Source organism: Beijerinckia indica subsp. indica ATCC 9039 (assembly GCF_000019845.1).
In the GTDB taxonomy this organism is placed as follows: domain Bacteria; phylum Pseudomonadota; class Alphaproteobacteria; order Rhizobiales; family Beijerinckiaceae; genus Beijerinckia; species Beijerinckia indica.
Window position 1 is genome coordinate 1,856,556 of sequence record NC_010581.1, and the last position, 22,703, is coordinate 1,879,258.

Consider the following 22,703-nt stretch of genomic DNA (forward strand, 5'->3'; position numbering starts at 1 on the left):
GAATAAGGGATTCAGTCAGAAAGAGACCGGCTAAAGTGAAGCGTCACTTTATGAGTGGAGACGTAAGCAAGCTGTCAAACATAAGTACGCCAGGACCCATACCGAATCAACTTACGACAACTTTCGTTTTTTCTAGAACCATAACAGCTTATCCGCAAGTATCACTTAGGAAGGTTTAGTTAAATTAAGTGAAAATTTCCGTGATGTGATCATTTGCATAAGCTGCTCAATGCACGGTCAGGTAAAAAATCGATAGCTTTGGTATCGATGCTGCACTGTGCCTTCTTGCTCCTATATAGGTCAGTCCAATGATAAAAAAAGCCTCGACCATGCAAAGCTTGCCGAATTCCTTGGCGAGTGAATAATGATCGACGCCGAGGAGGGTGTCATGACGCAAGACAATTCTAAAAGCAAGATAACGAAAAGCGATGCTGAATGGCGCGCTCAATTGACGCCGTCTCAATACGAGGTCACGCGTCGACACGGAACCGAGCAAGCCTTTACTGGACCAAATTGGGATCAAAAAAAACCAGGTCTTTACTCCTGTATTTGTTGCGGTGCACCTTTATTCCAGTCGGAGACCAAGTTTGATTCCGGAACCGGCTGGCCGAGTTTCTATGCGCCCGTGCAAGCTGGCGCCGTCGAGGAACATGCGGATAATTCGCATTTCATGCATCGCACCGAGGTCCGCTGCGCGAAATGCGAGGCTCATCTTGGCCATGTCTTTCCCGATGGACCGCAGCCCACCGGTTTGCGCTATTGCATGAATGGCCAATCGCTTAAATTCGAGCCTACGGACAAATAAAGCCTCTCGAAATCGGTGCATGAGCGTCCCCAGTACAGCTAGAGAATACATTCAAAGATTTAATTTGGGTCTATTTCAGGCACTCTCGCTAAGCTCGATGCCGGCTCATCCTCCTGACTGGGCAATTTTCAGGACATTGCTGCCTTGCGTTGCGATAAACACAAGGCAGCTCACATGAAATGACGAACGACAGAACATGGATAAGACCTTAGCCGTCCCGCCCGTCCCTCCCCTCGTCGAGAAGCGGCCAGAATCGAAAACCGTCCATGGCGTGACGTTGGTCGATGATTATGCTTGGCTCAAAGCTGACAATTGGCAGCAAGTCCTGCGTGATCCTTCCGCTCTGCCAGCCGATATTCGGCAAGTGCTCGAGGGTGAAAATCTCTATGCGCAGGCCCTGTTGGCGCCTGGCGAAGAGTTACGCCAAACCCTCGTCAAGGAAATGCGCGGACGCATCAAGGAGGACGATGCCGAAGTCCCTACGAAGGATGGTGACTGGCTCTACTATGCCCGCCATGTAACGGGAGGACAGCATCCTTTGTTCTGCCGCACCGATCTTACTGGGGAGAACGAAGTGGTTCTCCTTGATGGCGAAAAAGAAGGACACGGCAAGGCTTTCTTCGACATCGGCATGGTGCGTCATTCCCCCGATCACCGCCTCGTGGCCTGGAGCGTCGACGAAAAGGGCTCGGAACTCTATTCGATCAGAGTACGTGATCCGGCGACAGGGACGGATGGGCCAGATCTCGTGCCCGATACTGACGGCAATCTGGTCTGGATGCGGGATTCGAGCGGCTTCTATTACGTTCGCGTCGATGCCAATCATCGGACGGCTCAAGTCTTTCGCCATATCGTCGGAACCGATAGCGCCAAAGATGTTCTGGTGTTCGAGGAGCTCGATCCTGCTTGGTTCGTCAATATCCGGCGCAGCCAGTCCTCGACATTCGCGATCGTCAGCGTTTCCGATCACGATTCCTCGGAATGCCACCTTCTCGATCTCGGCGATCCGCTCGCTGCTCCACAATTGATTGAGGCCCGCGCCCGTGGCTTGCGTTATGAGGTGGAAGATCATGGGGACCGGCTGTTCATCCGCACCAACGCGGATGGCGCCGAGGATTTCAAGATCGTCAGCGCTCCGCTTGCGACGCCATCCAAGGCCTATTGGCAGGATTTTGTGGCCCATGTCGCGGGGCGGATGATCATCACCTGCGCCATATTCAAGGATTATCTCGTCCGTCTCGAGCGCGAGAATGGTCTGCCGAGCCTCAAGATCCATGAATTCGTGACCGGGACCGAGCGAACGGTCGCCTTTGCCGAAGAGGCCTATCACCTGGGGCTCGCGGAACGCTTCGAATACGCGACGACGCTTCTCCGCTTTACCTATTCCTCGATGACCACGCCGCGAGAAATCTATGATTATGATCTCGCGACCGAAGCCCGCGTCTTGCGGAAGCGTCAGATCCTGCCGAGCGGCCATGATCCTGCCGATTACGTGACCAAGCGGCTGTTCGCTACGGCTGCGGACGGAGCCAGCGTCCCGGTCTCAATCCTCTACCATAAAAACACCAAGCTCGACGGTTCCGCCCCCGTGCTGCTCTACGGCTATGGCGCTTACGGCCATCCAACGCCGGCTTCTTTCTCCTCTGGCCGGCTCAGTCTGGTCGATCGCGGGTTCATATTCGCGATCGCTCATATTCGCGGCGGCACTGACAAGGGGTGGCACTGGTATACGGACGGCAAACTCGACAAAAAAACCAATACGTTTGCGGATTTTGTCACGGCGGGACGGCATCTCGTTGCACAAGGGTTGACTCGCGAAGGACGCATCGTTGCCCAAGGTGGCAGCGCCGGCGGCATGCTGATGGGCGCGGTCGCCAATCTGGCACCCGAGCTTTTTGCCGGCATTATCGCGGATGTGCCCTTCGTCGATGTTTTGAATACGATGCTCGACGCCGAATTGCCGCTGACCCCGCCAGAATGGCTCGAATGGGGCAATCCGATCCTTGATCCACAGGCCTTTGCCACCATTCGTAGCTATTCGCCTTACGATAATGTCGCAGCTAAAATCTATCCGCCAATTTTAGCCCTGGGCGGGCTGACCGATCCCCGCGTCACCTATTGGGAGCCGGCCAAATGGGTCGCCCGCTTGCGGGCGACAATGGCAGGGGGCGGTCCCATTCTCCTGATGACCAATATGGGCGCAGGCCATGGCGGCGCATCGGGTCGATTCGACCGGTTGAGCGAGGTCGCAAATGAATACGCCTTCGCCTTGGCCTGTATTGATCCCGGTTTTACGTCTTAGAGCCTTGGATTTTCATTGAAAATGCATCAGGCCCAAAAGGGGAAGCCCCTTTTGGGCCTGATGCTCTAAGCGTAAAACCGGGCAGGAAAGCCTGAAAATTATTGAGCTTCCGCCTCCATATAGGCCTTGAGCTCTGCCATGGATTTGAAGCGGGCGACGCCTCGCGCCGAATGCGCTTCGATCGATCCATCCGAGAACATGACATAGGCGGTGCCATCGGCCTCGTAACGACCGATGATCGTCTGGCTCTTCGTGGGAGCGTCGGGTGCAGCAGGCTCAGGCTGTTTGGCTGGGAGCGGCTCGGGCTCAGGTTCCGGCTCCGTGGGGACGGCCGGAGCGGTTTCCTCTTCGATGATTGGCGCGTGGGGTTCCAAAACCTCGTCAGCGATAGGCTTCTCAAGCGCCCCAAGCAATCGAAGGATGTCGTCCTCGATCATGGATGCCACGGCTGGGGTGGGTTCGGTACTCTCAGGCCAAGCGGGAGGATGCGGCTCGATTGCCTGGTCATGGTCATGCTCGTGATCATGCTCTCGGCCATGCCGGATCGGCGCTTCGTCCAATTCCGCTAGGCTTTCTTCTTGATGCGTCGGCGTGATTTCTGGCTCATCCGCCTCGATAGGGTTTCGCTGCACGGCATCGAATGGCTTTTCGTCATGGTGCTGCGCCGGATTTGCCTCTGGCATCCTGCGGAAAACAGGCTCAACGTTGATGTCTTGCTCGTGGAGATCAGCAGCGGACGTGCGCAGGTCAGCGGAAGCCCGCTCGGGCTCTGCCTCGTGCGGACGGGTCACTGCGCGCGCGCGTTCTTCCTCAAGCACGGCTTCGAGCCCGGAGGACAGAATTGCAGGGGCGCCGAATTCCGATGCCCAGGCCTGATGGGTTGAGGGAGGCCCGTCCCCAAAAGCGCGCGCTGCGGGAAAAGCCTGAGCAGGTTCTGGTTCGTGGAAAGATTGGTAAGGGGTCGGTTCGGGTTCCGGGAAGGGGTTCGGAGCTGGGCGCGTCAGATCGAGACTTGGCCGCACCGGAAGATCGTCCGGCAAAGGCGTGGCGCGTGTGAGGGCCGCCATATGTCCCTCGGCTTCGAGAAGCAGCCGTATTTGCCCGAGGGCCCGCAAAATCAGGCCGAGCACGACGATGATCACCCCACCCGAGAGCGCGACGACACCCGCGATCACGGCCGTCCAGCCACGTTCGATTTCGATGATGCCATAACCATGATAGGCCGTGATCAGCCCAATCAAGGCCATCAGAAAACCCACGGCGAGGACTGCGTAATTCATCGTTTTCAATCCAAATCTTGGTCTAAATCTTTGCACCCTCATGCCGGCTTATCGACGATCGATCACGATCCGCCCTTCGACATGATGCTTCGAAGTCAAATGAGTTGTTTCACGTGAACGCGAACCAGATGCCTTCAACCAAACAACGATGGATCGGCATCCTTTGAATAAATTCAATGAATAAACCACGATAAATAAACAAATTATCCCAGGTCAATCTATTGTGCTTTCTTTTGCGACGATTGTCTCGCCTTGATGGATTTTTACCAAAATTTAGCACCACGGCCATGAAGAGGCGACAGGCCTCCCGTCAGTGGTTTACATAACCATACAAGAAGCATACAAGTATTTGTAAAATAACAAAGTTTTTCTAAGAAAAGGGGCGGCTTTCAGCTCGCCAAAGCCGTTTGGCCCACCTTGGCCCTAGCGGGACGGGACAATTTGATTGTCCGTGATCGCAAAAAAAGCAAACAGCGACATCTCTTGAAGTTTCTGCTCTTACGCACGCGAGCATCGAACAAGGTTCAACGTGAATGGCCGTTGCTCTTCATCATCGGTCCTCAAGGAAGCCCTTGTGGAACCAAGGATATGCGCGCGGGTTCCTTGAAAAGCCGGCTCTGGAACTGGGTTCCAGCTTGAGCATTCCTGTCTAGCGAATGGTTGCCGTACCAAGCGGAGCCGTTTAGTTATAGCTGAGCGGCAGGGCAATGTGCGCATTCTGCTTTCTGCTGCACGCGATTCGAAATTCAGGAGCCTTCTATGTCGCTCACACTTCCCCCCCTGCCTTATGCCTATGATGCGTTGCAACCCTTCATGTCGAAGGAGACGCTCGAGTTCCATCACGACAAGCACCATCAGGCTTATGTGACGAACGGCAATAATCTGCTCAAGGATAGCGGCCTCGAAGGCAAGTCCCTCGAGGATATCGTCAAGGAATCCTTCGGCAAGAATCCTGGCCTCTTCAACAATGCTGGCCAGCATTACAACCACCTGCATTTCTGGCAGTGGATGAAGCCGAACGGTGGCGGTGCCATTCCCGGCACAGTCGAAAAGGCGATCATCGACAGCTTCGGCTCTGTCGATAAGGCCAAGGAAGAATTCATTCAGGCTGGCGTGACCCAGTTCGGTTCCGGCTGGTCCTGGCTCGCCGTCAAGGACGGCAAGATCGTCGTCATGAAGACCCCGAACGGCGAGAACCCGCTCGTTCATGGTGCGACCCCGATCCTCGGTTGCGACGTCTGGGAACATTCCTACTATATCGACTATCGCAATCGCCGTCCCGACTATCTCAAGGCCTTCGTCGATAGCCTCGTGAACTGGGAATATGTCGAAGAGCTCTACACCAAGGCTGTCGGCTAATTCCTGATGATGGCAAGGCGTGAAAGTCGCGCCTTGCGCTGATCGAGCAGGCGCAAGAAATCATCCGAGAGAAGGAAAGCCAGTTCCTTTTCTCGGCTGGTGGTCACCGGATCGAGCGCGGCCAATTCCTCGTCGCAATGGCCCGGATGGCACATGATGAGATGCCTTTTTCCCGGCGCCGTCAGAAAATGCGCGAAGGCCTGCCCATAATTTTCGTCGGGGGCGAAAGCGGAAAATCCGGCGAAACCCTCGTTGCAGGCAAATCCATGCGCCGCCGCCATCCTTGCGAAACCGCGCGCGAATCCCGCGACCATCAAGGCCTTGGAAAGCTCTCCTCCCCGCATGATGATACGAGACAAGCTGTCGCCGCTATCGCGCAGCCAGAGCTTGCCGGTCAATCCCTTTTCCGCGAGCGTTTCGAGCAGCCAGAGGCGGATCCCGGGCAGTGCCTGCACATGCTGATGGCCGTCGATATAATCGGGTGCGGCCCCGAATGAGTCTATGAACGCATCGATCTGACGCGAAATTTCTGCCCGGATCTCGGCTTCAGGCAAAGTTCTCCCATAGGCGGCCTTGATGAGTCGGCCGATCGGCGGCAAACGGCCCGTGGGGGCGAAACATGGCATGGCCCCGAGCGGCGTGCCCGAGGTCAAATTGAGATGCAGGCCAATCTCCGCCTCGGGGTGAAAAGGCCGTAAATCGTGTGCCTCCCGGTGCCAGCCAGCCATGGTCGTCATCACGCTCGTCGCGCTGAGCCGGCGGGCCGTCAAAGCTTCGCGAATCCCCAGGCTTACGGCCGGAGAAAGCGCGTAATCATCGGCGCAGAGACTGAAGCAAAAGCCATTTCCGGCCTTAGGCATGGGAATTCCTCATAATTGGCCACTCCTCTCTAACGCCGTAGGTCGAACCCTGAAAGAGCATACGCCGTCACCCGCATTGTGGTTTCCGCCCATCTTCTATTCCGAGAGGGCTCGGTCAGTGCGGCTGTCGGATTCTGAAGAATTGCGCAGAGCTTGCCTCGATAAAGAGGAGCTAGCCGAAGAAGGCCAAGGCAATTGCCGCCGATATCGCAAACTTTGCGGGGAGGATTAGGCGCATCGTCAACGATCGGACAAAGCCGAGCACGCGCCTCAGTTCCCAAAAGCCGAACTCGCTATGTCATTAACAAGCCACTTTGGCAGCCATGTCATGTGACAATCTGAAATTTCCTACAAAAAGTTAATATTCCCTTGACATTTACCGATCGGTTGGTAGTTTTGCGCTTACCGACCGGTTGGTAATTCTACTAAATCGCGGCTATGTCAGCGTACGGGCCAGATCGAAGATAAAATGCTGTCTAAGGCCACATTCGAATAGAGTAATATGTCTGAGAAATTCTAAAGAAAAAGCTGAAAAATAAGGGAAATACCATGCTCAAGAATAGTCATGTCAAAGCACAAGGCAAAAATAGCCGTAACTTTCCGATGGTGGTGGGAGTAAATCGCGAAGATGCTATGTGTAATATCGAATACATAGCTCAACTGTCATCGCAGTTGTGCAGCCTAGCGGATTCTGCAAAACTCTACACACTTGCAGATGCTCTAAGGCAAGTATTTCGTGAAGCTGAAGCGCAGCTCTCCATATCTTCATAAGATATGGTTTTAGTTAGTTAATTCGTCATTTCTATCATAATATTTCTAAATCACATGTGAGACATATCGGCCCGCAACCTTGTAAGGAGTCGCTCCGTGAACTGCTGCAATGGCCAGATATCTCCATCAACACGCATCATAATAAGGGCGCCCTGTAAATCTGAAACAACTCTACTAGCTACTTCTACAGCTTGATCAGGCTGATAAACTTCCAGGAAGATCTCTTTATACGCATCATTTAGTGAATCAAAGTAACGCTTAATAGGCTCCACAAAAGCGTCATCTTTATTCATCTGCTCGATACTAAACTTTATAAAGACACACCCGCCATTACATTTAATGAAATAATCCTCGATCGCCTTACTCAAACTTTCAATTCGTATATAAGCCGGCAGTTTTTTATCATATGCATGTATCAATATTTCAAAATCAAAGTGGTTTTGTATATGAGACATAATCTCTAGTGCAACATTCGTTTTAGTATTAAATATCTCACGCATAAGCGATAAATTTACAGAGCATTTTTTTGAAATATCGTCAATATCAGTGTCACAATACCCATGCAGCCTGAACATATTTGCCGCAATTTCAAACATTTCATCGGGCTTATTTTTTTCTACTGGCATGGGGTAACCCGTTAAATATATATAGTAGGCTAAGAGCGTATTGATTTTTAACGAGACCACAAAGTCTTCAACCAGATAACTTGGCCTCTGGAATCTATTATATTCCGAGGAGTTAATTTTCCATTATTGTTTGTGGCATATTTGGGGCATGAAAAGGCCCGAGAAAAATAATATATGTATATATAGTCCAAAGCTTTATTTCTCTAACAATGGGCCTGTATGCAGCTTTTGAGTGAGGCGTCTGAATATCCGCAGCAAATGCTCTGAATCTTGCGTGACGCGAATCATAATTAAGGCTCCCTGCAAATCAGACACAAAGCCACCAGCGAGAGACTCAGCTTCTTCAAACCCGTATGCCTTGGAAAAAATAGCGATGTAAGCATTTGACCAGGATTCAAAATAGTACCGTATCGGGACAACGAATGCCGGAATAGAATCAATTTGTTCGATCGTGAAATTTGCGAATAGACAACCACCAGAACCAACAGAATAATATCTTTCAATCATTTTATTCATATTCAAGAGCTGTATTTCGGGCAAAAGAGCATCGTCATAGGCATAAACAAAAACAGAACTGTCAAAATAAGTTTGCACTTCTGCCATAACAGCTAAGGCAAGCTCTTCTTTGCTAGAGAAATGATGATATAATGCAGGCTTTTGAACATGGCATATCTCTGCAACGTCACTCATGGATGTAGCATGATAGCCTTTATATCTAAAAAGAGATTCTGCCGCGGATAGAATATCCTTATAGCGACTTGTATCATGCTGCATGTGTTCTGACTCTTATTCACCGTTATCTAGTCATTACAATGAAATGGTGCAAAATTGAGACTATGATACAAAGTGTGTCTATACAGTCTATCTACGCACTAAATACTTTATTTAGCTTATATATAAGCCTTAAATATTTAACTCATTTGTTGTGAATCATTCCTCCGAGACTATCATTGGGAGTTAATTACGTCGTCGGTAAGACGATCGACGGTTGCGTGAGTTCGGAACAAAATTGTGAAATTTTTCTGACTTAAATAGTCTTTTGAAGGTCAAGGCAATACTCAAGCGGAAATTTTCATTCAAGGAAGATCCGTAGACATTGGCGTAGAGATGATAATAGCCGAAAAGCTGCCTCTCAAACTCAAAAACCCTTTTGATGAACCTTTGCGCCGGCCTTTCTATGAGGATCAGGCCACACGATCATCACATTGATGATCTGGGCAATGTTGGGCATAGCTTTCTCTGTCATTCAGCCGATTTGGAAATCTCAATCCATGGAAAAAGTTACTGATACGATCGTGATACAGCATCGGACCGCTTGCTGCTATCGACAAAGCCGTTCACAAATTCGACAGCTTTTTCATCCATGCGCAATTTATCGGGATTTCGTTGTGCTACCTGACAGTCAATCGGGTTTATAGTCTGTCGTTCATACACGAGACATGATTGGCGTCCCACGCTAGGAGTCCCTGATCAAATCCCGTTCAAACCTAACTTTTGAGATTCTAGAAAGGGGTTCTCGCAAGGCGCCACGCGCGCTAAAGCTCTAGCTCCCGATACCTTTACACGAGTCAACGCGAAGCGGATCTTTTGAAGACAAAGGGTCGCGAACCATCTTCAACGCGGATCGCGCGGAGTCCTTTCATGGCAAGCTTGCAAGAACAATCAGAACATAGATCAGGGTTGCCTGAGTTGAGCATTATCGTGCCGGTCTTCAACGAGGCGGAGAATATTTGTCCTTTTCTCGGGAGGCTCACGCCGATCCTTACGTCTTGCACACGGTCCCATGAGATCATTTTCGTCGATGACGGGTCCCGTGACGAGACTCTGAAAATCTTGCATGCCGCGCATGAGGCCGATCACACGGTTGGTATCGTTTCGCTCAGCCGCAATTTCGGCAAGGAAATCGCCATCGCCGCTGGTCTTGATCACGCTCGGGGAGAAGCCAGCGTCATTCTCGACGCCGATTTGCAGCATCCTCCGGAAATGATTGCAACCTTCGTCAAATTTTGGCGTCAGGGTTATAAGAACGTCTATGGCCAAAGGATCGATCGCAAGGCGGATAGTCCGCTCCGGCGCATGCTGACGCATCGCTTCTATAAATTATTTGGCCAATTCGGCGAGACGCGCCTGCCCGAAGGGGCTGGTGATTTCCGCCTGCTCGACGCCCAGGCCGTCAAGGCTCTCTTGCAGATGCGTGAACATGCGCGCTTTTCCAAGGGGCTCTATGCATGGATCGGTTTCAAATCGATCGGCGTGCCTTTTCATGTCGAGGACCGCGCTTATGGCGTTTCCAAATTCAGCTATCGGAAATTGACCCGTTTCGCGCTCGACGGATTGATGTCCTTCAGCACCCTGCCCTTGGAGGTCTGGACCTATCTCGGCACTTTCATTTCTTTGCTTGCCCTTGCGGCGGCCGTTTATTTCATCGGCGAGACCCTGGTGCTGGGCGTCAGCGTTCCAGGTTATGCCTCGTTGATCGTGTCGATCACCTTCTTCGCCGGCGTGCAATTGCTTTCGCTTGGTATTCTCGGCGAATATATCGGCCGGATCTTTACCGAGGTGAAACGGCGCCCGCTTTATCTTGTGCAGGAATTTGTCGGCCCAGACCATCATCCTGCCAAGGTTAAAAAGCCCTGATCATCTTGCGGGAAAGCTTTCTTCCCTCCTGATGCTGTCACCCCTTTCTCGTAAAGCCTGCCGGACCCAGAGCGCACATGTATAAAAACCTGCTTTCCGTCGGCGGACTGACGCTCCTCTCGCGCGGGACGGGTTTTTTACGGGATGTTCTCTTTGCCGCCGCCTTCGGCTCCGGCCTGATCGCGGAGGCCTATCTCGTGGCCTTTCGCCTGCCCAATCATTTCCGGACGATTTTTGGCGAGGGCGCCTTTTCCGCCGCCTATGTGCCTTGCTACGCGCAAGTACTTGAAAGCCAAGGAAAAGAGGAAGCCGGCCGTTTCTGCTCGCAGGTCGCGGCTCTGCTGCTGACCTCGCAAATCGTGGTTCTGATCCTGGCCTGGATCTACATGCCGACACTGGTGGATTGGTTGGCACCTGGCTTTCGGGACGATCCGGAGAAATTTTCCCTCACTGTCACGCTGACCCGGATCACTTTTCCCTATCTCTTGTTCATCACGCTGGTGACGCTGCAATCGGGCACTTTGAACGCCCATGGTCGTTTTGTGGCCGCCGCCTGTACGCCCATCCTGATGAACCTTACGATGATCGCGACCTTTGCCATCGCGATGCATTTTTCCAATCCCGGGGTCGTCGCCGCACTCGGCATCACGCTTTCTGGTGTGCTTCAATATCTTTTGACCGCGGGCGCCGCCTATCGTCTCGGCATTCTTGAAAGTCCCACCTGGCCCAAGCTCACCAAAAATGTCCGGCATTTTTTGCTGACCCTAGGGCCGGCGGTGATCGGCTCTGCCGGTGTCCAGATCGCTCTCTTCGCCGATACGATCATCGCTTCTTTGCTGCCGGGGGGCATTGCCTCGATTACTTATGCCGATCGCCTCTATCAATTGCCGGTCGGCATCATCGGCATTGCCGCTGGCACGGTTCTTTTGCCGGAAATGAGCCGGCTGCGCGCGGCGGGCAAGCCAGAGGCCGCTCTGCACGCGCAAAACCGCACCATGGCGCTCACAATCGCGCTCTCGGCACCCTTTTGCATCGCTTTTCTGACGATCCCCGATCTCATCATGCGAGGCGTTTTTCTGCGCGGGGCCTTTACCTCGGCCGATGCGGCGGCCTCGGCCCGCGTGCTTGCAGCCTACGGTCTCGGCCTCATGGCGATCGTTCTCATTCGCTCGGCTTTGGCGAGTTTTCAGGCCGAGGCGGATACGAAAACGCCAATGATCGTGTCACTGATCGCCGTGGCGTCCAATGTTTGCCTCAAGCTCGTTCTGTTCGAACCCCTCGGGGCCGCAGGGCTGGCCACGGCGACCGCAGCCGGCGCCTGGATCAATTTGACCTTGCTCTTCCTACTGGCGACACGGCGCGGCACTATGCAGCCTGATCGTCTCTTGTGGAAAACGGTCGCCTGCGTCAGCGCGGCTTCCCTAGCCCTCGCATTGTTCGCGCGCCTGGCGATGGAGCCTGTCGTGGCTTGGAGCGCAGGGCTCCCTTTCCTGCGGAATGAGACGGCCTTGATCGGCCTGAGCCTCGCAGGCGCCCTTCTGTATGGCGCCATCGTATTTGCGGGGCTGCGCTTTGCAGGAGTTTCCCTAAAACTTCGGCGGCGATAAAGGACTCGTAGTGCTCAAATCTGGGTCTTCCAAATCTCAAATTATCGATTATCGCATCGACCATTTCATCATATGTCAGGGCCTAGGCTGTCACTCCCTAGACCTGAATATGCGGATGCCGAAAGTCGAAACGTTACTCTCGGGAGGCTCCGGCTTTTCCCCAAGGACGCGCTTATTGTTGCTTTCTTAAATGCACTGCAACAATGTAAAATTGGGATTTATTGTAGAGCGAGGTTAAAGTTTTCCTGTTGTTAAGCTAAAGTGAAGATAGAGCTAAGAGGTCTCCAGTTTTGTTTAGATAATTTGTTTTCCGCTTTAATCGCTGCAACAAGGTCTAAAGTCGATGAAACCTTCTCTAGCGTTACAGGCCCACCGAGCCGCAATTCGTAGCGTTGTCGCAGCGCACCGCGGGAGAAATGCTCGTGTGTTCGGTTCGGTCGCGAGCGGGTCCGATACGGATGAAAGCGATCTCGATATTCTCATCGACGCCACTCCAGACATGACAATGTTCGACATTGGCGCTATTCGGCATGAGCTACGTCAACTGTTGGGCGTGCCTGTTGACGTCCTTACCCCGAATGCCCTACCCGAAAAATTCCGGGCCAGTGTGCTCGCGGATGCAACGCCGGTATGAGCCGAAGCCCTCAACGTCTGCCGGATTATCTGGGGCACATCTCTCAGGCCATCGAGCGGATACAGCGTTACACAGACCAAATGAGTGAAATAGCCTTTCTTCAGAGTGAGATGGCTCAGGATGCGGTGATCAGAAATTTAGAAATCATAGGCGAAGCCAGCCGCAATATAGCCAGCGTCGATCCAGATTTCGTTTCAGCAAACCCTGATGTACCGCTGAATTTCGCCTACGAAATGCGTAATGCTCTTTCTCACGGATACTTTCAGGTCGATCTCAGCGTCGTGTGGAAGATGATCGAACGCGACCTTCCCACTCTAAAACAACAGATACATGCGCTCCTGGCTGGTATTTCCAACGCCACCGACATCGGAATCTAGACGTGTAACGCGACGCATTTAATGCGGTCACACGCGGCCGCAAATTGAGGGAAGTTGCGCCCATCGAACCAAAGAGCAATCGGAAATTTTGGTGAGCCACACCAAAATAAGGGTTGCGGAGGGGCCATGTGGACCATCCTAAACACACAAACTGAGCTTCTGGTAATGAGGACGATCCAACGAGGCAAATACAACTGAATCCGGATAGCCTTTAAAACAGCCCTTCAATATTACCTTGCGCATCGAGGCCGATCTTCCAGGCCGCTGGCTGGCGGGAGAGCCCCGGCATGGTCATGATGTCACCGCAGATCATCACGACGAAGCCGGCCCCGGCGGAGAGCCGGACTTCGCGAATGGGTACGATATGGCCCGTTGGCGCGCCGAGTAGTTTCGGATCGGCAGCGAAGGAATATTGGGTTTTCGCGACACAGACCGGGAAATGACCGAACCCCTGCGCCTCAATATCGGCAAGCTGTTTCTTGGCCTTTGCGTCCAGGGAAATATCCGCTGCGCCATAGATTTCCTGCGCGATGCGGCGCATTTTCTCAATGAGTGGCAAAGTATCTTCATACAGCATCTTGAATTGGGCCGTGCCACCCTCGACCAAGGCGATCACCTTTTCAGCCAGCGCCAGGGCGCCCTTGCCACCGGCCGCCCAATGCCGGCAATCAATCGCCTCGACCCCGTATTCATCGCGGCATGTATGCGCAATCAGTTCCTGTTCCGCCTCTGTATCCGAAAGGAAATGATTGATCGCCACGACAACCGGCAGCCCGAACTTTTTGACATTGGCGATATGGCGCCCGAGATTGGCGAGGCCCGCCTTGAGGGCGTCGAGATTTTCCTTATTGAGATCGGCCGGAGCGACACCGCCATGCGATTTCAAGGCACGGGCCGTCGCAACGATCACCGCCGCGGAGGGCGCGATCCCCGCCTGGCGGCATTTGATGTCCAGAAATTTCTCGGCCCCCAAATCGGCGCCGAAGCCTGCTTCCGTCACGACGTAATCGCCAAGTTGCATGGCGGCCAGCGTCGCCGCCACTGAATTGCAGCCATGGGCAATATTGGCAAAGGGACCGCCATGAACGAAAGTGGGCGTGCCTTCGAGCGTTTGCACCAGATTGGGCATGAGCGCGTCCTTGAGCAGGACTGTCATGGCGCCGACGGCCTGCAACGCATCAGCACGCACGGGCTGTTTGTTGACATCCTGCGCGACGATGATTTGTGCGAGCCTTTGTTGCAGATCCGCGAGATCTTTCGAAAGGCAGAAGATCGCCATAATCTCGGAAGCGGCGGTAATGTCGAAACCTGTTTCACGGGGGTAGCCATTGCCCCCTCCCCCCAGACCGACCACGATTTGACGCAAGGCACGGTCGTTCATGTCGAGCACGCGACGCCACGCGACTTTGCGGGAATCGATTTTGGGCTCGGCGCCCCAGTAAAGATGATTGTCGATCAAGGCGGCGAGGAGATTATGCGCGCTGGTGATCGCGTGGAAATCGCCGGTGAGATGCAGATTGATGCGTTCCATCGGCACGATCTGCGCGTAACCGCCGCCCGTGGCCCCCCCTTTGGTCCCAAAACAGGGACCAAGCGAAGGTTCACGCAAAGCGATGACACAAGCCTTGCCGAGACGGCGCAAGGCATCACCGAGTCCGATTGTGGTGGTTGTCTTGCCCTCGCCCGCCGGGGTCGGATTGATGGCGGTCACAAGGACTAGCTTGGCCGGGCGGTCCTTTTTCGGCAACAGGCTCGTGTCGATCTTGGCCACATGCAGGCCATAGGAATGCAACGCCTCGGCTGGAATCTTGGCCTCGTCGGCGACGGTGGCAATCGGCCGAAGTTTCGCGGCGCGGGCAATTTCCAGATCACTGGACATTCGAACAAGTCCTCGAAACAGCAAACGATTGAAAACGGGCGTCAAACGACGGTCCGGCACAGGTTTCGACGCCATGGCCGGCCGGTTGGCACCGTTACGGTGGCATAAATCACGCCGCCGAAATCACACCGCCAAGCGCAAGCCGGACGCCGAATGGCCTCAAGCCTCTTCACACATCATAGGTGGGAAGGTCCCGGCGAATTCGCCTTTCCCCTTCCCGAAGGTTTCTTTCCACAGCCGACGGTCGATTCCCAACCTCAACACTGTGTGATAAGGCCAAAGCAAGGACAAAGCGGCCCTTTACAGAGCGAGAGCCGTCAAGATCCGCGCCCAACTCCGCGCGCCCTTCTGGAATGATGACAATTCATACTTCTCATTAGGCGAATGAGCACGATCGTCATCAAGGCTGAAACCGACCATCAGGCTATCCATGCCGAGATCCTGCTTGAAGGAGCCGACGATTGGGATCGAGCCGCCTGACCCCGCCAGCACGGCATCCTTGCCCCATTCGGCTTGCAGCGCGCGGCGCGCCCGCGACAAAGCTTCTGAGCTGAATGGCAATTGCAAAGCCGGTGAGGCACCATGCGAGAGGAATTCGACCTTGCAATCGGCTGGCAGGCGTTGCCGTACGAAGGCGCGGAAGGCCTCCACGACTTTTTCCGGCTTTTGCTGGCCTACAAGGCGGAAAGAGAATTTCGCGCTCGCTTCCGCAGGTAGGACGGTTTTCGATCCCTTGCCTGTATAACCGCCGATGATCCCGTTAACATCGCAGGTCGGTCTCGACCAAATCATTTCAAGAACGCCACGGCCCTTTTCTCCGGCGGGAACAGAGACCCCGACTTCAGCCAGAAATTGCGCCTCGTCGAAGGGAAGGTCACGCCATTGCTTGGCAACATCTTCCGGCAATTCGGTGACGCCGTCATAAAAACCCGGCAGGGTCACGCGTCCCTCGGCATCATGCAAGTCAGCGATGATGCGGGATAACACATGGATCGGATTGACCACCGCACCGCCAAACATACCGGAATGCAGATCGCGGTTGGCGCCCTTGATCACGACTTCCTCAAGCACCAAGCCGCGCAGCATGGTCGTGATGGCGGGCGTCTCGCGATCCCACATGCCGGTATCACAGATGAGCGCTATATCGGCTTTCAACTCGGCCTTGTTCGCGGCCAGAAAAGCCGGCAGCGAGGGCGAACCGCTTTCCTCCTCACCCTCGAACAAAACGGTGATATGGCAGGGAAACTCTCCGGTTTCCTTGAAGGCCCGGCACGCCTCGACAAAGGTCATCAACTGACCTTTGTCATCCGTGGCTCCGCGCGCGACGATGATTTTATGCCCCGGATCGAGCTCCGTGAGTCGTGGCTCAAATGGGGGTGTTTCCCAAAGTTCGAGCGGATCGGCGGGCTGGACGTCATAATGGCCGTAGAAGAGGACATGCGGCACGTCAGGCCGGGACGCCTTGGCCTTGCCGACGACGACAGGATGGCCGGGGGTCGGCCGCAGGCTCGCCTCGAAACCCAGTTCCTGCAATTGATCGACCAGGAATTGCCCTGCGCGCGCGCATTCAGTGGCATAATCCGCATCGGTCGATACCGATTTGATCGCCAGCAATTGAAACAGACGCGCAAGGGCTTGGTCCTGATTGGTATCGATCTGTTCCAGGACTTTTTCGAGTGCGGCCATGGCAACCTCCTAGACGGCGCGTCGCCATGGGCTCACGGCAAGGCTTGGCTTGAAAAGCGGCTTGCAGCATGAGAATCATCGCATGGCGAGAAATGATATTGGCAAGTTTATAGAGCTTGGCTCACGAAAGCGAGCCAGAGCGCTTCTCCTATGCAAAGACGAAGCTGAAACCCTATGCGCCTCACGAGTGAATTCTGGGTCGCGGCCTATTTGCGCCGCTGCAATGGTGAGGGGGCTTTCGCCGTTCTGCGCCGGCGCGGTGCTCCGGAAGCGGGGGCGATCTTCGTCCGCGTCGATCGGCTCGACGGCCAAACTGCCGTGTTCGGTCCCGCGCCGCAAAGTGAGGTTGGTCTCGAGGGGGAACGGCTCTTTACCCGTCTGCATAAGGAAGACTGGATCGAACCGGCCGAATCCGAGCAGCGCCTTCAAAAGCAATTGGTCTTCGATCCCGATCTCTGGATCGTCGAAGTCGAGGATCGCGCAGGACGTAATTTTTTGCCGCTGATCGATTGAGGTTTCCGGCTTCATTGCGCAGGTGTCGGAACCGGCGCCTCAGCGACGGTGGGCGCTGGGGTGAGAGGGGGTAGCGGCTCGCTCGAGATCTTGTCATCGACGGGCTTTTGCCCGAGCACAGCCTGGACATTGGCATCCTCGATACGGGATTTGCCAATTTCCGCGCCAATATTGCGCACAGCATCCGGCGCGCTGGCATAATTGCCGTGATGCAGAAGGTCGGTCGATTCACTCGATAGATCGACCACTTTCACGCCCAGGGCGTCGAGCGCGGCGCGGTCCTCCGTTTTATGCGGATCGAGCGCGCCGAGGCGAGGACGGTCGCCCGCCAGGGTCCGGGAAAGCGACAAGGCCCGGTCATTCGCCGTGACGAGCACTTCGAAATGCGATGGATTGAGCCGCGCCATCTGCTGCTTGAAGACGCTCAAATCAATATCGGGCGCCGCTAGCATCACATCGCCCAATTTTCCGTTGAGATCAGGACTGCCACTGATCGCGTTCTCGCGCAGGGCCTCCATGGCCAGCCAGGTGCCCATGGAATGCGCCAGAATATGCACGCGCCCGACATCCGGCAGGCTACCGAGCTGCTGCAGGAGACGGGTCAGGGCATCGCGCGAAACCGTGGCATTCTCTTTCGCCGCGCCATAATCGAGCAGGCTATTGGTGGACGGCCAGGTGAACAGGACCGGCACACCGCCAAACCGTCCATCCTCGACAATCTGCGCCAGGCGATAGCGGGCATCGTCATAGGATGTGTTGAAACCATGCACATAGACCAAGACGTCGCGGTTCGAGCCGATCCGCCCTGAAAGATGCGTGGCGATCGCACGGACGAATTCTTCCTCCCCCATGCTCCGCCGGCTGGCGAGGACGAAATCATGCGCCGAATCCTGATCTCCGAGGCTCGGCCGCTCGATCTGTCCCGCTTGATGCGACGGCGGCACCGAAATCGTCTGAAAGGAAAAGCGCGCATTATCGCTCATTTCCTCACTTGCGACACCGCGCTCGCCCTTGCGCCGCGAAACGACGAAGACCGCGAGGCGATGCGGATCGGCCTGGGGATTTCCGGAAAAAAGGCCATCAAAGGCCGAGACCGGGGTCGTTATCGCAGAAAGTCCCGTATCGGCACAGCCGGCCAATCCAAGGCTGCTCAACACGAAGGCGACCAATCCTGGGACGACAAGACGAGAGTGCGCGGGGCGAAGCGGAACGGGGCGAGGCATGATCCAGCGTTGCAAGCTTTCGATCCTTTCAGCGGCCTTGTTCCGCTTTCCTGCGGCAGCAACTTTAACACTGTATCACTGTGATGACGGGCAAAAATGACCAGATTGGGACAGGTCTATCCTGATTGTCAGCGGGGGAAAGCCGAGTAAACTGGATCACCTTAGTTTGAAGAACCGGCGTCCCCAAGGGCTTTCCCTATGAGGGTTTCCATGAGCCACACCGATGTGCGCCTTCTTGTCACGGGATTTGGCCGTTTTCCTGGCGCGCCGCGCAATCCAACGGCAACCCTGATGCATCGGCTGACGCGCCATCATGCCCGCCTGGAACGGTTCGGCATTGATGTCACATGCGCCATTTTACCTGTGGTCTATGCGGACTTACCCGAACAGCTCGATAGCCTGCTGAATCATTCTCATCCCGACGGTGTTTTGCATTTCGGCCTGGCGCCCCGGCGCACCGTCTTCAGCGTGGAAACGCGAGCCTTGAATCGCCGCTCTCCCTTGCGCTTCGATGCCGGCGGAGCACGGCCGGCGCGAGCCTTTATCGCCGCGGGCGGTGCCTTCAGCCTGCACAGCCGCTTTCCCGCTCAGGCGATCACGACCACTCTGGAACAGGCCCATATCCCCAGTGGTCTCTCTCGGGATGCCGGTGATTATCTGTGCAATATGGCGCTTTATTTGTCCTGCCGTTCTGGGGTCGCATCCACCGGATTCATCCATGTGCCAGCGCGTGTTCGACCCCGACCCGACACCATGCCACAGCCTTTGACTCTGGCCATGCTGGAGCGCGCTGCCTTGATCACAATTTTCGTGATGGCTCATGATCTGCGCGTCAAACGAAGACTCGATCGGACGAAGATTCAATCGTGCGATAAGGGCACGCCTTGAAGGCTCAATTTGAGCTTTCAAGCAGAGTTTTCAGATGAGTCAGGCCCTGCATGTAAAAATCACCCAGCTTCTCTGCCGCCAGGGCCGGTGCAACACCCTCTCGGGTTTTGTATGCGGATGTCCAGATGACATTGGACTTACCATCGCCGCCGATGAGCACTTTCATAGTCGCCCGATAAGACTCGACCGGCATCGGCGTACTCAGGACCTCGTAACTATACGTGCGGCCGGGATTGCTGCTGTTGAGAAGCCGCTCGATCGAAATGGCACCGTCCTTGGTGGTCAGAGTGCGCACCGATACATTATTTTCCGTATCGAGCACACAGGTCGCAAAGGCCGGATGCCACTCTTTGATCGAGCAGAAATCGCGTAATTTGTCCCAGAGGCGATCAGCCGGGACGTTGATTTCGATGCGCCGGAGAACCTGGTCGGCCGAGGCCTTGCCACCGGGAAAAGCCAGCAGCACAGAAACGAACAGAGCGAGGGTGATCATTCCCCCTCTACTCTGTGGAAGATGCTGACGACACAAGAAGAACCTCGCTTTCAGAGTCTGCCTCCTATGGCTGGCGCCGATGTCTGGTTCTCAATCCTGTCATCAGATCGGGGCTGGTTTCAAGACGGAAGCCAGAGGCCAAGGCGAGAAACCGCCTCGACCATGTCCCGCTCTGGCCCGGCAAAAGACAGGCGAATGAAACTATTGCCTCGATTGCGGTCGAAATCCAGGCCGGGCGTCACCGCCACGCCCGTCTCGTCCAGCATGCGGCGGGAGAATTCCAGGGAATCATTGGTGAAACGAGACACATCCGCATAGATGTAAAAGGCCCCATCGACAGGATGGAAATCGGCAAGGCCGACCTGTGGCAAGGATCGCAGCAAAAAGCTTCTATTGGCGGCATAACCTGCCTTGATGAGTTGCAACTCATCCTTGGCATCGAAAGCGGCCTCCGCCGCGACCTGGCTCAAATAAGGCACGGAAATTGCTAGATTCTGCTGCAACCGTTCGACCGGGCGCATCAGGGCTTCGGGCAGAATGAGCCAGCCGACGCGCCAGCCCGTCATGCAATAATATTTGGAGAAGGAATTGGCGACGATGACCCGGTCCGAGAATTTCAGCGCTGTCTCGGCCGGCTCGAGATAGGTCAAGCCATGATAGACTTCGTCCGAAATGAAGGTGATGCCGAGCCGGTCGCAAACCGCGCAGACCGCTTGCAGGTCCTCGGGGCTCATCATCGTGCCGGTCGGATTGGCTGGGCTCATCAGCAAAAGACCGTCGAGGGGACGCTCCGCATGGGCGGCCTCGATCATATCCGGCGTGACGACATGACGGGTCGAGGCATTGGTCTCGATCACGACGGTCTCGAGTCCGAGGGCGTCGAAAATATTGCGATAAGCGGGATAACCCGGCGCTTGCACGCCGATCCGCGCGCCGGCATCGAAGGCGGCGAGAAAGGCCAGCATGAAGCCGCCGGAGGAACCAATCGTCACGGCGACGCGCTCGGGTGCGATGGTGACGCCATAGGTCTCTTGATAATGACGAGCGATGCGGGCGCGCAGGCTCGGGCGGCCGAGGGCTTCCGTATAGCCGACGCGACCGATGGCAAGGGCTTCCTGCACGGCCTGGCGCACCACGGTGGGCGTCGTAGCCCCCGGCTCGCCGACTTCCATATGGACGATATTCTCACCCTCCCGCTCGCGCTGGGTAGCCTGGTTAAGAATATCGAGGGCAAGAAACGGAGCCATGGCGGAGCGGGTGGAAGAAATACGCTCCCTCAAGCCTGTCATCATTGCTGACCTTTCGTCATGTTCTGTCATGGGTCAATGGAAAGATGACCCCGGACCGCTCCTTGCGATCCTTGGTTCGTCGCGACCGGAAATTTTCCAACCCACCGCGAGCATAAACCCAAGGCTCGCGGTTCGCGCCGTCCCATGGCTTTGCAATAAAATCAACTTCTAAAAACGACGCCGCTTTCAAGAGCAAGCCAATAGGGTAGTCTAAAGACTTAGAATCGTGAGGTTCTAAATCTGGATCGGAACGCGTGTTCTCTTTTTGAGAAGGCGGCGATCAAACTCAAAAACGGTCTTTCCTTGAGTTTGCCCCGCCGATTGAAGAGATGGACTTTAAGATCAATTTCAAGCTGCGGCCACTTTATTCTCTCCCCAAATCAATCAATTGTGCTGGGAACAAATTCCTCGCCTGCCTGCCCTATCGCACCAAGCCGGATCCAAACCTTGCCGGATCGCTGAAAACAAGGCAGGAATGACCGCCTGAACGCAGTTACCTGCAATACGTTCTACCGGATCGTCCAAACGATGCGGGGTCGGTTTTTCCGCTTTGTTTATCCATTATGCTGACGCAGGTTTCCAGGGAGAAAATGATGTTCGACATGGGCTCGACGATCTTCACGAGACACTGGATCGGCTTGACGTTTGCTCTATCCACCTTGGTCGGGCTGATCATGAGCCCGTGTCATGGGCCCTCTTCTTTTGCCATCAGCTCCGCCGCCGCCGCCGAATTTTCTTCCGCGCAGAAAACCGAGATTCAGTCGATCATCAAGGATTATTTGATCGAAAACCCGGAAATTCTGCGGGACGCCTTGAATGAACTCGAATTGCGGGACAGAGCCGCCGCGGCGAATGCGCGCGCCGCTGTTGTCGCGGACATGTCCGGGCCGCTCTATACGTCTCAGCAACAGTCCGTCGTCGGCAATCCGGACGGCAAGATCAGCCTGATCGAATTTTTTGATTATAATTGCGGCTATTGCAAACGCGCCCTCGGCGATATTGCCCAGCTCATCAAGGACAATCCTGATCTACGGGTCGTCTTGAAGGATCTGCCGATTCTCTCTCCCGGCTCGATCGAGGCGGCCCGCGTCGCCGGCGCCCTCCGTAACCAGTTCAAGGGTGAGAAATTCTGGGCCTTCCATCAAAAGCTGCTCAGTTCGCATGGTCCGGTTGCCAAGGCACAGGCCCTTGCCGTCGCCAAGGATCTTGGCGCCGACATGGATAAGCTCGAAAAGGATATGGCGTCACCCGACATTGTCCAGGGCATTGCTGTAACGGACCGGGTCGCCAAGGAACTCGATATCAATGGCACCCCTTCCTTTGTTCTCGGCGAGGAAGTGGTTGTCGGTGCGGTCGGCCGCGATGAATTGCAATCGAAGATCACCAATATCCGTAAATGCGGCAAGACGACCTGCTCCTGAGGCAGCGCATATCACCAGAACCGCCTGCCCGCTCCTGTCTGGACCGACTTATG

The 22,703-nt window shown here is 54.9% G+C and carries 20 protein-coding genes; 11 read left to right on the forward strand and 9 right to left on the reverse strand.

Annotated elements, in window-relative coordinates; translation table 11 throughout:
- Positions 1-388: 388 nt before the first annotated feature.
- Together msrB and BIND_RS08335 are read left to right on the forward strand one after the other, a co-directional pair.
- Positions 389-805 (forward strand): peptide-methionine (R)-S-oxide reductase MsrB, encoded by a 417-nt coding sequence (msrB, locus tag BIND_RS08330; RefSeq protein ID WP_041778609.1) that lies wholly within the window; start codon positions 389-391, stop codon positions 803-805.
- 196 nt (positions 806-1,001) lie between these two features.
- Positions 1,002-3,107, forward strand: coding sequence for a S9 family peptidase (locus tag BIND_RS08335; RefSeq protein ID WP_012384632.1), 2,106 nt, complete (start codon positions 1,002-1,004; stop codon positions 3,105-3,107).
- 98 nt (positions 3,108-3,205) lie between these two features.
- Here BIND_RS08335 and BIND_RS08340 read toward each other — a convergent pair whose 3' ends face one another.
- Positions 3,206-4,387 (reverse strand): hypothetical protein, encoded by a 1,182-nt coding sequence (locus BIND_RS08340; protein WP_012384633.1) that lies wholly within the window; start codon positions 4,385-4,387, stop codon positions 3,206-3,208.
- A gap of 759 nt (positions 4,388-5,146) precedes the next feature.
- Between BIND_RS08340 and BIND_RS08345 the strand changes: the two genes are divergently transcribed.
- Positions 5,147-5,746 (forward strand): superoxide dismutase, encoded by a 600-nt coding sequence (locus tag BIND_RS08345; protein ID WP_012384634.1) that lies wholly within the window; start codon positions 5,147-5,149, stop codon positions 5,744-5,746.
- On the opposite strand, the gene BIND_RS08350 is transcribed toward BIND_RS08345, so the two are convergent.
- Complete coding sequence (locus BIND_RS08350) at positions 5,743-6,606, reverse strand: ChbG/HpnK family deacetylase (protein ID WP_012384635.1); 864 nt, start codon at positions 6,604-6,606, stop codon at positions 5,743-5,745. The two genes, BIND_RS08345 and BIND_RS08350, sit on opposite strands and share 4 nt — an antisense overlap.
- A gap of 549 nt (positions 6,607-7,155) precedes the next feature.
- Here BIND_RS08350 and BIND_RS21285 point away from each other — a divergent pair.
- Complete coding sequence (locus tag BIND_RS21285; protein WP_148210592.1) at positions 7,156-7,377, forward strand: hypothetical protein; 222 nt, start codon at positions 7,156-7,158, stop codon at positions 7,375-7,377.
- A gap of 50 nt (positions 7,378-7,427) precedes the next feature.
- Here BIND_RS21285 and BIND_RS08355 read toward each other — a convergent pair whose 3' ends face one another.
- Positions 7,428-8,003, reverse strand: a complete 576-nt coding sequence (locus BIND_RS08355; protein ID WP_085938749.1) for an LmrA/YxaF family transcription factor — start codon at positions 8,001-8,003, stop codon at positions 7,428-7,430.
- A 195-nt stretch (positions 8,004-8,198) separates the two neighbouring features.
- Complete coding sequence (locus tag BIND_RS08360; protein ID WP_012384637.1) at positions 8,199-8,777, reverse strand: TetR/AcrR family transcriptional regulator; 579 nt, start codon at positions 8,775-8,777, stop codon at positions 8,199-8,201.
- An 867-nt stretch (positions 8,778-9,644) separates the two neighbouring features.
- On the opposite strand from BIND_RS08360, the gene BIND_RS08365 reads away from it, so the two are divergent.
- The 4 genes from BIND_RS08365 to BIND_RS08380 all read left to right on the forward strand — a co-directional run bounded on the left by BIND_RS08365 (position 9,645) and on the right by BIND_RS08380 (position 13,258).
- Entirely contained in the window at positions 9,645-10,640 is a 996-nt protein-coding gene (locus BIND_RS08365; protein ID WP_012384638.1) for a glycosyltransferase family 2 protein, read from the forward strand.
- A 77-nt stretch (positions 10,641-10,717) separates the two neighbouring features.
- Positions 10,718-12,247, forward strand: coding sequence for a murein biosynthesis integral membrane protein MurJ (gene murJ, locus BIND_RS08370; protein ID WP_012384639.1), 1,530 nt, complete (start codon positions 10,718-10,720; stop codon positions 12,245-12,247).
- A 343-nt stretch (positions 12,248-12,590) separates the two neighbouring features.
- Positions 12,591-12,881 (forward strand): nucleotidyltransferase domain-containing protein, encoded by a 291-nt coding sequence (locus tag BIND_RS08375; protein ID WP_041778006.1) that lies wholly within the window; start codon positions 12,591-12,593, stop codon positions 12,879-12,881.
- Positions 12,878-13,258 (forward strand): HepT-like ribonuclease domain-containing protein, encoded by a 381-nt coding sequence (locus tag BIND_RS08380; RefSeq protein ID WP_012384641.1) that lies wholly within the window; start codon positions 12,878-12,880, stop codon positions 13,256-13,258. The genes BIND_RS08375 and BIND_RS08380 overlap by 4 nt, the downstream gene beginning before the upstream one ends.
- Positions 13,259-13,469: 211 nt before the next feature.
- Here BIND_RS08380 and BIND_RS08385 read toward each other — a convergent pair whose 3' ends face one another.
- Together BIND_RS08385 and BIND_RS08390 are read right to left on the reverse strand one after the other, a co-directional pair.
- Positions 13,470-15,137 carry a formate--tetrahydrofolate ligase gene (locus tag BIND_RS08385; protein ID WP_012384642.1) on the reverse strand — a complete coding sequence of 556 codons (1,668 nt, stop codon included), beginning with the start codon at positions 15,135-15,137 and terminating at the stop codon, positions 13,470-13,472.
- A gap of 300 nt (positions 15,138-15,437) precedes the next feature.
- Entirely contained in the window at positions 15,438-16,823 is a 1,386-nt protein-coding gene (locus BIND_RS08390; protein WP_012384643.1) for a M20/M25/M40 family metallo-hydrolase, read from the reverse strand.
- Positions 16,824-16,997: 174 nt separating this feature from the next.
- On the opposite strand from BIND_RS08390, the gene BIND_RS08395 reads away from it, so the two are divergent.
- Positions 16,998-17,336: a DUF1491 family protein gene (locus tag BIND_RS08395; protein ID WP_012384644.1), complete on the forward strand. Its 339-nt coding sequence runs from the start codon at positions 16,998-17,000 to the stop codon at positions 17,334-17,336.
- Positions 17,337-17,347: 11 nt separating this feature from the next.
- Here the strand turns inward: BIND_RS08395 and BIND_RS08400 are convergent, their stop codons facing one another.
- Entirely contained in the window at positions 17,348-18,493 is a 1,146-nt protein-coding gene (locus tag BIND_RS08400; protein ID WP_244395988.1) for an alpha/beta hydrolase, read from the reverse strand.
- 276 nt (positions 18,494-18,769) lie between these two features.
- On the opposite strand from BIND_RS08400, the gene BIND_RS08405 reads away from it, so the two are divergent.
- Positions 18,770-19,447, forward strand: a complete 678-nt coding sequence (locus BIND_RS08405; protein ID WP_012384646.1) for a pyroglutamyl-peptidase I — start codon at positions 18,770-18,772, stop codon at positions 19,445-19,447.
- Between the two features lie 4 nt (positions 19,448-19,451).
- Here BIND_RS08405 and BIND_RS20115 read toward each other — a convergent pair whose 3' ends face one another.
- Together BIND_RS20115 and BIND_RS08415 are read right to left on the reverse strand one after the other, a co-directional pair.
- A complete protein-coding gene (locus BIND_RS20115; protein WP_012384647.1) occupies positions 19,452-19,940 on the reverse strand; it encodes an SRPBCC family protein in 489 nt (162 codons plus the stop codon).
- A gap of 119 nt (positions 19,941-20,059) precedes the next feature.
- Positions 20,060-21,232, reverse strand: a complete 1,173-nt coding sequence (locus BIND_RS08415) for a pyridoxal phosphate-dependent aminotransferase (RefSeq protein WP_012384648.1) — start codon at positions 21,230-21,232, stop codon at positions 20,060-20,062.
- A gap of 590 nt (positions 21,233-21,822) precedes the next feature.
- On the opposite strand from BIND_RS08415, the gene BIND_RS08420 reads away from it, so the two are divergent.
- On the forward strand, positions 21,823-22,650 hold the full coding sequence (locus BIND_RS08420) for a DsbA family protein (protein WP_012384649.1): 828 nt from the start codon (positions 21,823-21,825) through the stop codon (positions 22,648-22,650).
- Positions 22,651-22,703: the final 53 nt, after the last annotated feature.

Coding starts and splice junctions, on each gene's coding strand:
- BIND_RS08350 (WP_012384635.1), bottom strand. CDS start 6,606: ATGCCTAAGGCCGGAAATGGCTTTTGCTTCAGTCTCTGCGCCGATGAT.
- BIND_RS08415 (WP_012384648.1), bottom strand. CDS start 21,232: ATGATGACAGGCTTGAGGGAGCGTATTTCTTCCACCCGCTCCGCCATG.
- BIND_RS08405 (WP_012384646.1), top strand. CDS start 18,770: ATGAGCCACACCGATGTGCGCCTTCTTGTCACGGGATTTGGCCGTTTT.
- msrB (WP_041778609.1), top strand. CDS start 389: ATGACGCAAGACAATTCTAAAAGCAAGATAACGAAAAGCGATGCTGAA.
- BIND_RS20115 (WP_012384647.1), bottom strand. CDS start 19,940: ATGATCACCCTCGCTCTGTTCGTTTCTGTGCTGCTGGCTTTTCCCGGT.
- BIND_RS08395 (WP_012384644.1), top strand. CDS start 16,998: ATGCGCCTCACGAGTGAATTCTGGGTCGCGGCCTATTTGCGCCGCTGC.
- BIND_RS08385 (WP_012384642.1), bottom strand. CDS start 15,137: ATGTCCAGTGATCTGGAAATTGCCCGCGCCGCGAAACTTCGGCCGATT.
- BIND_RS08380 (WP_012384641.1), top strand. CDS start 12,878: ATGAGCCGAAGCCCTCAACGTCTGCCGGATTATCTGGGGCACATCTCT.
- BIND_RS08375 (WP_041778006.1), top strand. CDS start 12,591: ATGAAACCTTCTCTAGCGTTACAGGCCCACCGAGCCGCAATTCGTAGC.
- BIND_RS08355 (WP_085938749.1), bottom strand. CDS start 8,003: ATGCCAGTAGAAAAAAATAAGCCCGATGAAATGTTTGAAATTGCGGCA.
- BIND_RS08335 (WP_012384632.1), top strand. CDS start 1,002: ATGGATAAGACCTTAGCCGTCCCGCCCGTCCCTCCCCTCGTCGAGAAG.
- BIND_RS08420 (WP_012384649.1), top strand. CDS start 21,823: ATGTTCGACATGGGCTCGACGATCTTCACGAGACACTGGATCGGCTTG.
- murJ (WP_012384639.1), top strand. CDS start 10,718: ATGTATAAAAACCTGCTTTCCGTCGGCGGACTGACGCTCCTCTCGCGC.
- BIND_RS08360 (WP_012384637.1), bottom strand. CDS start 8,777: ATGCAGCATGATACAAGTCGCTATAAGGATATTCTATCCGCGGCAGAA.
- BIND_RS08340 (WP_012384633.1), bottom strand. CDS start 4,387: ATGAATTACGCAGTCCTCGCCGTGGGTTTTCTGATGGCCTTGATTGGG.
- BIND_RS08345 (WP_012384634.1), top strand. CDS start 5,147: ATGTCGCTCACACTTCCCCCCCTGCCTTATGCCTATGATGCGTTGCAA.
- BIND_RS08390 (WP_012384643.1), bottom strand. CDS start 16,823: ATGGCCGCACTCGAAAAAGTCCTGGAACAGATCGATACCAATCAGGAC.
- BIND_RS08365 (WP_012384638.1), top strand. CDS start 9,645: ATGGCAAGCTTGCAAGAACAATCAGAACATAGATCAGGGTTGCCTGAG.
- BIND_RS21285 (WP_148210592.1), top strand. CDS start 7,156: ATGCTCAAGAATAGTCATGTCAAAGCACAAGGCAAAAATAGCCGTAAC.